General features: G+C 63.0%; 11 protein-coding genes. 3 read left to right on the forward strand and 8 right to left on the reverse strand.

What is annotated here, in order from left to right:
- Window positions 1-164: 164 nt before the first annotated feature.
- The 3 genes from ACWHTU_RS10900 to ACWHTU_RS10910 form a co-directional block, all read right to left on the reverse strand.
- A complete protein-coding gene (locus tag ACWHTU_RS10900) occupies window positions 165-569 on the reverse strand; it encodes a hypothetical protein (RefSeq protein WP_447859383.1) in 405 nt (134 codons plus the stop codon).
- Between the two features lie 171 nt (window positions 570-740).
- Window positions 741-1,400: a PIG-L deacetylase family protein gene (locus ACWHTU_RS10905; RefSeq protein WP_447859384.1), complete on the reverse strand. Its 660-nt coding sequence runs from the start codon at window positions 1,398-1,400 to the stop codon at window positions 741-743.
- 18 nt (window positions 1,401-1,418) lie between these two features.
- On the reverse strand, window positions 1,419-1,958 hold the full coding sequence (locus tag ACWHTU_RS10910; RefSeq protein ID WP_447859385.1) for a c-type cytochrome: 540 nt from the start codon (window positions 1,956-1,958) through the stop codon (window positions 1,419-1,421).
- Between the two features lie 227 nt (window positions 1,959-2,185).
- Here ACWHTU_RS10910 and ACWHTU_RS10915 point away from each other — a divergent pair, with 227 nt between their 5' ends.
- Entirely contained in the window at window positions 2,186-2,479 is a 294-nt protein-coding gene (locus ACWHTU_RS10915) for a hypothetical protein (protein ID WP_447859386.1), read from the forward strand.
- A gap of 23 nt (window positions 2,480-2,502) precedes the next feature.
- Here ACWHTU_RS10915 and ACWHTU_RS10920 read toward each other — a convergent pair whose 3' ends face one another.
- Window positions 2,503-3,789, reverse strand: a complete 1,287-nt coding sequence (locus ACWHTU_RS10920) for an MFS transporter (protein ID WP_447859387.1) — start codon at window positions 3,787-3,789, stop codon at window positions 2,503-2,505.
- Window positions 3,790-3,897: 108 nt separating this feature from the next.
- A complete protein-coding gene (locus tag ACWHTU_RS10925; protein ID WP_447859388.1) occupies window positions 3,898-4,098 on the reverse strand; it encodes a hypothetical protein in 201 nt (66 codons plus the stop codon).
- 94 nt (window positions 4,099-4,192) lie between these two features.
- Here ACWHTU_RS10925 and hrpB point away from each other — a divergent pair, with 94 nt between their 5' ends.
- Window positions 4,193-6,742 (forward strand): ATP-dependent helicase HrpB, encoded by a 2,550-nt coding sequence (gene hrpB, locus ACWHTU_RS10930; RefSeq protein WP_447859389.1) that lies wholly within the window; start codon window positions 4,193-4,195, stop codon window positions 6,740-6,742.
- A 48-nt stretch (window positions 6,743-6,790) separates the two neighbouring features.
- Here hrpB and ACWHTU_RS10935 read toward each other — a convergent pair whose 3' ends face one another.
- On the reverse strand, window positions 6,791-7,069 hold the full coding sequence (locus tag ACWHTU_RS10935; RefSeq protein ID WP_447859390.1) for a MoaD/ThiS family protein: 279 nt from the start codon (window positions 7,067-7,069) through the stop codon (window positions 6,791-6,793).
- A gap of 422 nt (window positions 7,070-7,491) precedes the next feature.
- Window positions 7,492-10,329 (reverse strand): FAD-binding and (Fe-S)-binding domain-containing protein, encoded by a 2,838-nt coding sequence (locus tag ACWHTU_RS10940; RefSeq protein WP_447859391.1) that lies wholly within the window; start codon window positions 10,327-10,329, stop codon window positions 7,492-7,494.
- A gap of 95 nt (window positions 10,330-10,424) precedes the next feature.
- Between ACWHTU_RS10940 and ACWHTU_RS10945 the strand changes: the two genes are divergently transcribed.
- Window positions 10,425-11,375 carry a 2-hydroxyacid dehydrogenase gene (locus ACWHTU_RS10945; RefSeq protein WP_447859392.1) on the forward strand — a complete coding sequence of 317 codons (951 nt, stop codon included), beginning with the start codon at window positions 10,425-10,427 and terminating at the stop codon, window positions 11,373-11,375.
- A gap of 8 nt (window positions 11,376-11,383) precedes the next feature.
- Here ACWHTU_RS10945 and ACWHTU_RS10950 read toward each other — a convergent pair whose 3' ends face one another.
- Entirely contained in the window at window positions 11,384-12,199 is an 816-nt protein-coding gene (locus tag ACWHTU_RS10950) for an ExeA family protein (protein ID WP_447859393.1), read from the reverse strand.
- Window position 12,200 lies beyond the last annotated feature (1 nt).

Consider the following 12,200-nt stretch of genomic DNA (forward strand, 5'->3'; position numbering starts at 1 on the left):
CGGCCCACTCTCCACCGGCTGTCGCATTCCACAAAGCTTTTCGGCATGTTTTTCGACCATCGAGCCTCCTCTTCACCTCAAGCCCCTAGCCTCTCACCGTAGCCAGGATTGTCATGCTGCTGGGCAGCCTAAAGGGCGAGGGTACCCAAAAGGCCGGCTGCCGCTCAGTATCCCCTCCCGCTGCCACCGCGTCCCATCCGATCTAGCGGCAGCGCTTCATACCGCCGCTTCAAGTCCGGATGTTGATCGAGATACTGCTTGACCGCCGCGTCATCGGCGAACACCTCCGCACTGCGGCGCCGGTACTCTTCGACCGTCAGTCCATACTTCGCCAAAAGCGTGGTGAGCTTCGCATGGATATCCGCACCTATCTCGCGCATGCGCTCAGACGACGGACGCTGACTTTCCCCGAACCGCTCGCCGTCCTGGAAATACTTCATCATCATCTCGCCGATCTCGACGCGGGCGTTCACGAACGTCTCCACTTCAGACGGTTCCGCAGCCAGGCTGTGCCAGGCGACTAAGACAATGCCACAAAAGACGCCGATGAAAGTGGTCGTCAAATTCATCGTCAGGGTCTCCTCCCTCTGTTTGAAAAAATAATCGGCCCTCAGACAATCGAACCACACCATCCGACCAGACAACGCGCAGGTCCCCGGCCAGTGATAGCCCTCACGCGCATCTCCCGAATGAACCGCCAACCCCTGATGGGTTCGCGTAGAATAGTGCCTTCTTCGAAGTCAGAACGTGACCCTGAGAAAGACCTCCGCATAGGCGCCGGCCGGGGCGCTGGCTTTGGGATCAGCAAACACGGCGCGCCAGCGGTTCAATCCCAGGACACCTTCTCCATAGGGAATGGTCGCGATCTGGCTCTGATGCTCGGCAATGGCCAGCATCTTCTTCGCTACGGTGGCGTCGATATATTCAAGGCGGTCCCACGTCGCGAACGGTCCCCAGACTTCGTAGGCCCAGAGGCCGCCGCTTGGCCTGCAGCCAATCTCCCTAAGGCTTTCGCAGACCAGTCTGCCGGTTAACCGATGCGCGGGATGCCGATCCTGGTCCGGATGCAGCGTATAGACTTCGTCCGGCCTCACTTGCGCAAGAATGCCCTGAAGGGTCTGGCTGGCCGAGTTGATATCAATCTCATTGGCCTCGTCTGGCTCGTCAAGGAACCGCACATTCTTCACACCGAGGATACGAGCCGCCCGCAGGGCCTCCTCCCGTCGCACCTCGGCCATCCGCTGTTCGGTCCAGCCGAACGGATTCGACGCCCGTCCGCCATTGGTCACGACAACCGACGTGATGGTCGATTTTTCCAAGGCCAGCCTCGCGACCGTCCCACCCATGCCGATTTCCATATCGTCGGGATGGGCGCTAACGATGAGAATATTGCGGCTCACGGCCTGGGCACTTCCATGTTAGATTCCCTCCGCTCCGAAACGCTGTTCTCCGGTCGGCGGGCCCAGTCGCTTGAGATAGCCGATCAGGTCCTCCAGATCTTTCGCCGTCAGGCCCGTCCAGCGCGGCATTTCAGGATCGAGCGGATTACCTCCGGCGTCAATGCCGGCAACGATGGCCGCTTTGACCGATTCCTCATTATAGGCCGGTCGCCACCGGCCGCGCTGGTCTCGATAGCCCCGCGGATCGCTGAGAAAGGCAAACGTGATGTTCGGCGCGAACATGCCGTGCAGACTGCCGCCACGGCCGTCCTCCCCGTGACACATCGCGCAGCCGATTCCCTCCATGCCGTGGCTGTTTTGGACGATTCGACCTTGCGCCGTCACACCGTACATGAAAATGCGCCATCCGTTCCGAAGATTCACCCCCGGCGACGGATCAAACACCGAACCGGTTCCGCTCGCGACGCTGGCGCTGGCCGCCGCGACAAGGCTGATCGTTCCGATTCTGAGCGCACGCCGCCAGGAGAACCTTGCTTTCCCTGACCTTCGCCGTCCCATACGCCCACCTCCTTGGCTCCGCAACGCGGTCCGGGCCCACGCGCTTGGAGAGAAGGCCTTCGCTCCCTTTGAATTTAAATTCTACGGCTGCCAGAACGCGGACTCAACTCACCAGGCCGCAGCGGCGCCCGTTCCGAATCGGCGAAGGTCAGCCCCCTCTTGTCCCCGCAGAATTTGATCTTATTTCGATATGAAAAACGGCAATCACGGCAAGGAGGTGGGGACACATGCGACTTGCACACTGGCTGCCGGCGACTCTCCTGCTCTTCAGCCTCGCAGGGTGTGCACTGGAGAGCACAAGCGATCTTAAAGGGCCGATTCGAGGAAACATCGAAGGACGCGTGAAGGAAATCGGCCCCAATTACGTGCTGGTGCTCAAGGATCCCGAACGGATCGAAGTCCGGCTGATGATCACCGAAGCAACCCAGAAAGGGGAGTTCAAGGAGGGCGATTATGTCCGCGCCTTCGTGACCCCGGGTGGAACCACAACCTCCATCCAACCCTGGCAGCCGGCCGGCTGACAACCTCGTTCTTCAGTAGTCGCTCACTCCGACACCGGCGCTTCGACCACCTCCCGACGCCAGAACGGCGGCACGGCATAGAGCACGGTCGCGCCGGAGACGACGGCGCAGGCCAGCAGATACCAACCGGGCGCCATCACGCTGCCGCTGCGCTCGATCAGAAAGGTGGCGACCAACGGAACCGTTCCGCCGAACAATGCCAGCGCCAGGTTGTAGGCGACAGAGAGGCCGGTGTAGCGACCTTGTGGAGGAAAGAGCTCCGCCACGGTGGCGCACATCGGACCGGCATAGCACGCGACCAGCAGCGCGAAGGTCAGTTGAGCGCCGAGGATCGCGGCGAAGGTCTGCCGTTCCAGCAGGGTGAACAGCGGATAGGCCAGCAGGAAAAGGCCGGCGGCTCCGACCAGCAGCGGAGCGCGCCGGCCGACACGATCTGACAGCGCACCCATGACGGGCACGAGGATCGCAAAGACCGCGAGCCCGAGGGTGTTGCTTACCATGGCGAGGCCAAGCGGATACGCCAGCACGCGCGACTCGTACGTGATGAGATAGACGAACACCAAGTAGAACGACGCGGCGTAGAGCAGGATGATTCCCACCGCCTGCGCCAGTTCGGCTCGCCGGTGGCGCAGCACCTCGAGGAGCGGAAACCGCGGCACCGTCTCGGTCTTCTTGAGACGTTCAAACTCCGGCGACTCTTCGATGCCGGTCCGCATGTACACAGCCACCAGCGCGACGAGCACGCCCAGGAGAAACGGTACGCGCCAGCCCCAGGCGTAAAGCGCCTCGTGAGACAGGGTCGCGGCGAGGAGCGCGCTTGTGCCGGAGCCGAGCAGGATGCCCACTTGGGCGCTGAACTCGCTCCAACTTCCCGCGTAGCCGCGCCGCCCGACGGGGGCGTGTTCGACCAGAAACGCCATGGATCCAACAAATTCGCCCCCGACTGAGAGGCCCTGCAACAGGCGCAGAAGGATCAGCAAGAGCGGGGCCGCGACGCCAATTTCGTCGTGCGTCGGCAACAGGCCCAGCAGACAGGTCGGCACCGCCATCAGCATGACGGACCACACGAGCGCCGTCCTGCGGCTGCACGTATCGCCCACATGCCCGAACAGGACGGCGCCTAGCGGCCGCGCGAAGAATCCAATGGCGAAGACGCCGAACGTTGACAGGAGCGACGCCAACGCACTGTCGCCCGGGAAGAACAGCGTCGCAAGAACCGGAGCGAAGTATCCGTAGAGGGCAAAGTCGTACCACTCCAGGACGTTTCCCACCGAGCCCATGATGAGAATCTTATGCAGCCGAGCGCTCATCGCGCCGTATTCCGATCACCCTTCGCCTATCGCCGAATCGCCCGGCGGCCCTGCTGAAGGCATGCCGGCTCGCGGAGCCGTTCGCCGGACCGTGGAGGTCGAGGCTTGTCACGGCTCCTCCGGCGGCTCGATCGGGCCGGCCCATTCGCCGTGCGTCAACGTGACTTCCTGAAAGCCGCCATCCGGCCACTGAAAGTGCCCGACCTCATCCACCTGCACGATGAACGGGTCCGCCTCATGGGCTTCGCCGCGATACCAATACCATCCAGGCACCGTGGGTTTTCTCTTGGTCCATGTGAGCTTGGCCATGGATTGTTTCCCTTCTTTCTATCCTCGCGATCTGAAGCAAACTAACCGGTGTGATACAGTGCTCGGCAGGCTATCATAGCGGCTGCACCCTACCATGACCAGGCTGCCAATTGAAGGTGTGCTGCCCGAGCTTCGGCACATACTGGCGCGGGGCCGCACCGCAGTCTTGACCGCCCCGCCCGGAGCGGGGAAAACAACCCGCGTGCCGCTGGCGTTGCTTGATGAGCCGTGGTTGCAGGGCCGGCGGATTGTCATGCTGGAGCCCCGCCGCCTTGCGGCGCGCGCGGCCGCCCACTTTATGGCTATGACGCTCGGCGAAGCCGTTGGCCGGACGGTCGGCTATCGCATGCGCCTCGAGTCAAAGATCGGACCGACGACGCGCATCGAGGTGGTGACCGAAGGCATCCTCACCCGCCTGTTGCAGGAGGATCCGTCCCTCGCCGAGTACGCGATCGTCATCTTCGACGAGTTCCACGAACGGAGTCTGCACGCGGACCTCGGTCTCGCCCTGTGTCTCGACGCGCAACGCCTTTTTCGACCGGACCTTCGCCTGCTCGTCATGTCGGCGACGTTGAACGGCGGCACGGTCGCGGACCTGTTGAACCATGCTCCGATCATTGCCTGCGAAGGGCGCCTGTTTCCTGTGGACACCCGCTACCTGGACCGCCCGGCCTCAGGACCGCTGGATCAAGAAGTGGTCCGGATCGTCCAACGCGCTCTGAAGCAAGAGCGGGGCAGCCTCTTGGTGTTCCTGCCCGGCATGGCCGAAATCAGGCGGGTGGAACGACGACTCTTAGAGTCGCGCCTCGACCCCACCGTGCTCATCGCACCGTTGCACGGCGACCTGCCGCAAGAAGCGCAGGATCAGGCGATCAGACCGGCGCCGCCGGGCACACGCAAGATCGTCCTAGCCACCTCCATTGCGGAAACCAGTTTGACGATCGACGGGATTCGGGTCGTCATCGACGCCGGCTTCTTGCGCACACCACGGTTCGATCCGCGCACCGGTCTGACCCGGCTGGAGACGATTCGAGTGACTCAGGATTCGGCCGAACAGCGTCGGGGCCGCGCCGGACGAGTGGAACCCGGCGTCTGCTACCGCCTGTGGACCGCCGCCGAGCAGCAGACCCTGGCCGCTCGCCGACCGCCTGAAATCCTGGAGGCGGATCTCGCGCCGATGTTGCTGGAACTCGCGGCTTGGGGCGCCGCTGATCCTTACGCCCTCTCCTGGCTCGACCCGCCGCCGGCCGGCGCCGTTGCCCAGGCCAAGGACCTCCTCATCCGTCTGGGCGCGCTGGATAACCAGGGCCGGATCACACCACATGGCCGGCAGATGGCGGAACTGGCGCTGCATCCCCGCCTGGCGCACATGATCCTGAACGCGATTCCCCTTGATCTTGGCGGCCTCGCCTGCGAGGTCGCCGCCTTGCTTAGCGAGCGAGATGTCCTGCGGAGCCAGCCCGGGTGGCGAAACGCAGATCTGCGACTACGGCTGGATGTGTTGCACGAATTCCAGAGGAGCGGTGAGCCGCAAGGGGCGCTCGGCGAGCACGACCTCGCCAGCCTGCCCAGAATCAGTGTGGACCGGACGGCCTGTCAGCGCGTGCGGCAGGTGGCGGAGCAGTGGCGGCGACAACTCAAGATTCTCGCCTCCGGGAAGGACGATCCCGAACGACTGGGCGTGCTGCTGGCCTTCGCCTATCCGGATCGGATCGCGCAACGCCAGCGCGGGACCGATCGTCGATACGTGTTGGCCAACGGCCGGGGTGCGTGTTTCCCGCAGCCGGAACCCCTTGCATCGGGGGCCTATCTCGTCATCGCCGACTTGGACGCCGGGACCCAGTGGGCGAGGATCGATCTGGCTGCGCCCGTGTCGCAAGAGGAACTCGAAACCTACTGCGGCGATCAGATTCGGGAGGTGGAGAGCGTGTGGTGGGATGAACGGACGCAAGCGGTGCGGGCCAGACGGCAACGCCGGCTCGGGGAACTGGTGCTCGCGGAGCAACCGATTTTACATCCCGCCCCTGCGCAGATCACTGCGGCGTTGTTGTCGGGTGTTCGGCGGAAAGGCCTGGCGTCGTTGCCCTGGACCAAGGAGTTGCGGCAATGGCGGGCGAGGGTCGCGTTTCTGCGTCGCGTAGAGGGCCCTGCGTCGAGCTGGCCCGACGTTTCTGATGAAGCGCTGCTCGAAGGTCTGGAACGCTGGCTGGGGCCGTTCCTGGACGGTGTGACTCGGCTCGATGCCCTTCAGCACCTCGATCTCGCCGGCCCCTTGCAAGCTTTGCTGACCCGCGAGCAGCAAGGGCGACTCGACCGGCTCGCGCCCACCTATCTCGTCGTCCCAAGTGGGTCCCGCATCCGACTGGACTATGAAGCAGGCGACGTCCCTGTGCTGGCGGTCCGATTACAGGAATTGTTCGGTTGCTGCGAGACCCCTCGCGTCGCAGACGGCAAGGTTCCGGTCAGCCTGCACCTGCTCTCCCCCGCCGGGCGGCCGGTCCAGATCACCCAGGATCTTGCAAGCTTCTGGACCTCAGCCTATCCGGAGGTGCGGAAAGAACTGCGCGGCCGGTATCCCAAGCACCCCTGGCCCGACGATCCGTTGTCGGCCCGGCCGACGAGCCGGACCTCACGCCGCGTGTAGCTCCCTTCTTCCTTGCTCCCGTTTCTTGCCCTTCATCAGGGCCGCTGTTTAGGGATTGTGCCAGCGTGCGCCTTCATAGGTCGGATTAAATTGATGGGTGAGCTTGACGACATCCCCGTCTTTCACAGTCGAATCGAGCGTCCCGACCTTTTTGTTGACAGTAACCAGCAATTCTCCCCTATTCATGAAGGGCAGGAGACCAGCCAATCGGTCCTGATTGGCTTCGATGAGCTTCTTCACAGACATCGGCCCGCTGATTTCCACTCCCACTTCCGACTCCCCCACGCTGTCGCGCAGCGTGAGCCCGAACAACAATACTGTCACCATCTCCCTGCTCCATTGCGCAACGATTTCGGGGTCACGGCGCATCGAGGTATCAAAGTCAGGGGATATCGAGTTACCGCCAACTCGTTCTCCTCCTTCCCCTGCTCTTTACCTCGGTCCCTCGTTAACCCGCTACCCTTTTCATTTTTTCATTATCCCGATCCTGCTATCCCGGCACCCCCAATTCCCCGCTCACATCCGCCTGTGGCATCGAAAGCAATCTTGCCGTTTCGGATGCCGGGCCGGCAAAGGTCGGGCGCCGCCGACAACATGGCAGCGGAGGCACTCCGGTTCAGCCGTTATTGCCCGGTGGTCCTGAGTGTCGGGCACCGGAGGGTTCTGATCGCGCGGCGACGGCAACAACGAAACACCGATAACGACCAGAACGGCCAGAGCGACGAAGATCCAGTCCGCCTTCTTGAACATCAGGTTCCCGACCCCTGTCCTTCGTCAGCCTGCCCCGCTGCCTCATAGGCCTCCTGCAGCACCTGCGCCACATGCTTGATCTGGACTCGTCCTCGCAGTCCATTGGTCAATTGGATCATGCAGGCCGGGCAACTGGTCGCCACAATCTCCGCGCCACTCTGCTCGATCACCCGCCGCTTGCGTTCGAAGATCTTCTGGGACGTGTCATAGTCCTTGACGATGTAGGTGCCTGCCCCGCCCGCACAGCGATCGGCGTCCTGCATCTCGACGAACTCGACGCCGGGCAACGCTGCCAGAATCCGGCGCGGCTCTTTGGTCACGCCGGCCGCACGGAGGTGGCAGGACGAATGGTAGGTCAACCGGCGCAGCCGCGGCGACGCGGTTCGGGTCGCTGGCACCTTCGGCGAATTGGCCACAAACTCCGAAATGTGCATGACCTTCCCGGCCAACCGCTCGGCCGCCTGCTGCTCCGGCTCGCCCGCAAACAACTTGGGATAATCCTTCAGCATGAGCGTGCAGGAAGCGCAGCCGGTGATAATCGTGTCGTACGAGGCAAAGGACCGCAGGTTGAACCGCGCCCCCTCTTTGACCAAATTCACGTGGCCGTAGGTTTCGATCGGCGTACCCGAGCAACGCTGCGGCGGCAGCGCCGGCTCCACGCCATGCCGCCGCAACACGGCGATGACGGCATCGCCTACGCCGTCGTCGAAATAGTTGGCCGCACAGCCGTGAAAGTAGGCGACGCCTCCGCGGCCGCCGCAGGCCCGCTCGACCAATTCGGGATATCGTTCCCGCAGATGGCGGCGGGCGAGCTTCGGCAGGACCATCTCGCGCGGAATCCGCGCGCGCTCCGCGATCAGCCGCATGAACGGACGCGAGAGGCGCTCCAGCCACGCCCTAGCGCCCGGTCGATCCCATAACCATTGAGTCCGCGCAGCCAGTTTGAGGAGAGGCTCGAACAGCCAAGGCCGAGCGTGTAATTTGAAAATCAGCCCGGCCGCCCGGTTCGGATGCTCGGCCCGCCGTCTGAGAATCAGCTCGGCCACGTCTACGCCGGCCGGACAGACGGTCCGGCAGGACTTACAGTTGAGACAGGCCTCGACCACCCGCCGGGAGTTGAGATAGCTGTAGTCCTTCGAGGTGACGATCTCGAACCAACCCCGCGAGCTCATGTCCTCCGACTGGAAGACGTCGTACACCGGACAAACCGAATTGCACTTGGCGCAGGTGGCGCAGGGCTTGGACAGCCGCACGTAATCGATATGGTCGGTGAACGGGACATCGCTGATCTTGACGCCGGGATTGAGGATGCCGGCCGGATCGAACGCGCGCTTGACCCGGACGAACAGCTCGTACAGCTCCTCGCCAAACATGTGGCGGACGTATGCGGCGCGCACCCGTCCGTCGCCGTGCTCGCCGCAGATCGAGCCGCCGAACCGCCCGAGGACGGTCCGGTGAATATCATGATAGCTTTCGACCATCTGTGCAAAATCGCGCTCGTCATTTACATCCAACAGGGGCACGATGTGCGCATTGCCGTTGCCGATATGCCCAAAGATCGCAACCGGGATGCGTCGGCCGCGGAAGAACTCCTCCAGATAACGGATCAACTCGCCGATCCGATCGGCCCGCACGACCACATCGTCCACGAAGTTGATCGGTTTCTTTTTAGCGTCGAACCGGTAGAGCGTCGGATAAAGCGCCTTTCTCGCTTTCCAAAGCTGATCGCGCTGGTCACGGTCGAACGCGACGGCCAGGTCCGCCGCCAGCCGGTAGCGACGGCAGATGGCAGCCATCCGTTCGGCCGTCTCCTTCAGGTCCGTCGCCTCCCCGTCCGCATCCATCTCAGCCAGCAAGGTCGCGGCGGCGTCGGCTGGGATGCCGTACCGGGCTCGGCCAATGAGGTCGAGCGTATTGGCATCCATCACTTCCAAGGCGCTCGGCGAGAGGCCGAGCAGTTGCGGCACCGCCTCCCCCACTTCCTCGAGCGAGCGGAAGTGAATGAGCGCGGTGAGCGTGGCTTTGGGTCTGTCCACCAGCCGAAGCGTCGCTTCGCTGATAATGCCCAATGTTCCTTCGCTCCCGACGAAGAGTTTGGGCAGATCGAACAGGCCCTGCTCCAATCCCTCCACCAGGCCGAAGAGATTGTACCCGCAACTGTTCTTGCTCACCGACGGCCGCTTGGCCTGAATCAGGGCCGAGTGGCGGCGCACCAACGCGAGCACCTCACGAAGCGCGGGATAGCTGGAGCAGACTTGCTCGCATGCCGGATCGGCGAGCGGATAGGGGCGCGCCTCCAGCCAACCGCCCGATTCGAGATAGATGCGAAGACGGAAAACGTTGTCCTTCACCGATCCATACCGCAGCGTATGAGGTCCAGAGGAATTGTTGGCCAGCATGCCCCCCAGCTTGCACATCTCCCCGCTGGAGGGGTCGGGACCGAAGAGCAACTCGTACCGTGCCAAGTACTGGTTCAGTTCAGCCAGGACGAGGCCGGGCTGGACGCGCACCCATTTTTCCTCACGGTTGAGTTCGAGTACGCGGTTCAGACGGGAAACGTCCAAGATGACGCCGGAACCGATGGCCGAGCCGGTCAGGTTGGTGCCGGCCGCACGCGGGGTGATCGGCACGCCGCGCACGACCGCATAGTCCACAACCCGCTGAATATCGTCCTCCGAGTCAACCAAGACGACGGCTTGCGGGGTGACGCGATAGATACTGGCGTCCACCGCATAGGCAGTCAGGGTCGGAAAATCGTCGAGGACCTTGGCTCTTCCGATCAGACGGCGGAGGTCCGCGGCGACAGCCTGGGTTCGTTCGGGAAGGATGAGCGGCATGGGCGACCCATTCTAGACGCACCGATCCGAAGAGAACAAGGCTTCGGCTGCCAGGCGTTGTCGTGCGACCGACGATCCATTAAGATGCGCTTCCGATGAGGTTGCCTGCCTTGTACCTCTCGCGCCTGCTTCCCGAGCCGGTCATGGCCGTAATCCACGAGCGGTTTCGACTCACGGCGGTTCCGGCTGTCGACCCCCCGTCCCGCCAAGCACTGCTGGACGGCCTCCGAGAGGCGGAGGCGGCCATCTGTACCTTGACGGAGACGATCGACGACGCGGTGCTGAGCCTCGCGCCGCAACTGAAAATCCTGGCCAATTACGCCGTGGGTTACAACAACATCGATCTGAACGCCGCCCACGCCCGCGGCGTCATCGTCACCAACACACCAGAGGTGCTGACCGAGACGACTGCCGACTTGACTTGGGCCCTGATCCTGGCCACGGCTCGTCGCGTCGTCGAGGGCGACCGGTTGGTGCGGGGGCTCCAATGGACCGGCTGGGCGCCCACCCAGATGCTGGGCGTCGACGTTTGGGGAAAAACGCTCGGGGTGATCGGCATGGGCCGGATCGGACAAGCCGTGGCGCGTCGCGCCGCCGGTTTCCGCATGCAGGTGCTCTACAGCGGCCGCCATCCTGTGGAGGGCGATCCTCAGTGGGAATTCAGGCCGCTCCATGATGTGCTGACCGAGTCGGATTTTATCACGGTTCACGTTCCGCTGACGCCCGACACACACCATCTGCTCGGCCAGCAGGCATTCGCGTACATGAAGCCCACCGCGTTTTTGATCAACACTTCGCGCGGCCCAGTGGTAGACGAAGCAGCTCTGGTGGAAGCGCTCCGTGCCGGGCGTCTCGCCGGCGCTGGACTGGACGTGTACGAACGGGAACCGGAGATCCACCCCGGCCTCCGCAAACTCCCCAACGTCGTGTTGCTGCCCCACCTGGGATCGGCGACGCTCGACACGCGCATCCGGATGGGCATGATCTGCGTGGAAAACGTGCAAGCCGTCTTGGAAGGGCGGCCGGCGCCTAATCGGGTGGTGTGACCGGGCCGTTACTTTGCGAGTACGAGGTCCCGCGCCACTTCGTTGATCAGGTCGGGTTCGATGCGATCCTGCTTACGCAGGTAGCCTTCCAGGAGGGCGTTGTCGCAGATGGTGTTGATCAGCCGCGGAATGCCCTGCGAATATCGGGCGATCAACGGGAATGTAGCGGGCTTGAAAAGGGCGTTTTTCGCGCCGGCGACCTGTAGCCGATGGTTGACATAGGCTTCTGTACCGGCGGCATCCAGGGGCGTTAATTGGTAGCGCATGGCAACGCGCTGATGAAGTGGCGGATCCAATGCCAGGACCATATCCAGTTCTGGCAGTCCGAAAAGGATGAAGGTCACCGCCTTCCGACCGTCCAGCTCGATATTGAGCAGCCCGCGAAAATCTTCCATCAGGTCGCGACTGCGTAACATCTGCGCCTCGTCGATGAGCACCACCGCTTTCTTGCCGGACTCGAAGATCTCCTGCAGCCGCCGGGAGAGTTGCGTCAACAATTCAATCTTGGTGTCGGCCGGGGAGGGAATTTCGAGCTGCAACGCCATCTTTCGGAGCATCCACTCCGACGTCACCGCCGCATGGATGACGACCAACAGAGCCGCCTCATACTCTTCCGTTTCCAGATCTTCCAGCAACCGTGTCGCCAGGGTCGTCTTGCCCGTTCCGATGTCACCGACCAGGACCGCCAGACCTTTCATATGTTCGGCGGCGTGCTTCAGCCGGACCAGCGCTTCGGCATGCTGCTGCGTCTTGTAGAAGAATCGACTGTCGACGGTGGTAGAGAAGGGACTTTCTTTCAGGTGAAAGAACTCGAGGAGGCTCATA

The organism is Nitrospira calida (assembly GCF_976986435.1).

Bases quoted from the DNA above. Each gene is read 5' to 3' on its own strand.
- ACWHTU_RS10900 (WP_447859383.1), bottom strand. From the start codon at position 569: ATGAATTTGACGACCACTTTCATCGGCGTCTTTTGTGGCATTGTCTTA.
- ACWHTU_RS10910 (WP_447859385.1), bottom strand. From the start codon at position 1,958: ATGGGACGGCGAAGGTCAGGGAAAGCAAGGTTCTCCTGGCGGCGTGCG.
- ACWHTU_RS10915 (WP_447859386.1), top strand. From the start codon at position 2,186: ATGCGACTTGCACACTGGCTGCCGGCGACTCTCCTGCTCTTCAGCCTC.
- ACWHTU_RS10920 (WP_447859387.1), bottom strand. From the start codon at position 3,789: ATGAGCGCTCGGCTGCATAAGATTCTCATCATGGGCTCGGTGGGAAAC.
- ACWHTU_RS10925 (WP_447859388.1), bottom strand. From the start codon at position 4,098: ATGGCCAAGCTCACATGGACCAAGAGAAAACCCACGGTGCCTGGATGG.
- hrpB (WP_447859389.1), top strand. From the start codon at position 4,193: ATGACCAGGCTGCCAATTGAAGGTGTGCTGCCCGAGCTTCGGCACATA.
- ACWHTU_RS10935 (WP_447859390.1), bottom strand. From the start codon at position 7,069: ATGGTGACAGTATTGTTGTTCGGGCTCACGCTGCGCGACAGCGTGGGG.
- ACWHTU_RS10940 (WP_447859391.1), bottom strand. From the start codon at position 10,329: ATGCCGCTCATCCTTCCCGAACGAACCCAGGCTGTCGCCGCGGACCTC.
- ACWHTU_RS10945 (WP_447859392.1), top strand. From the start codon at position 10,425: ATGAGGTTGCCTGCCTTGTACCTCTCGCGCCTGCTTCCCGAGCCGGTC.
- ACWHTU_RS10950 (WP_447859393.1), bottom strand. From the start codon at position 12,199: ATGAGCCTCCTCGAGTTCTTTCACCTGAAAGAAAGTCCCTTCTCTACC.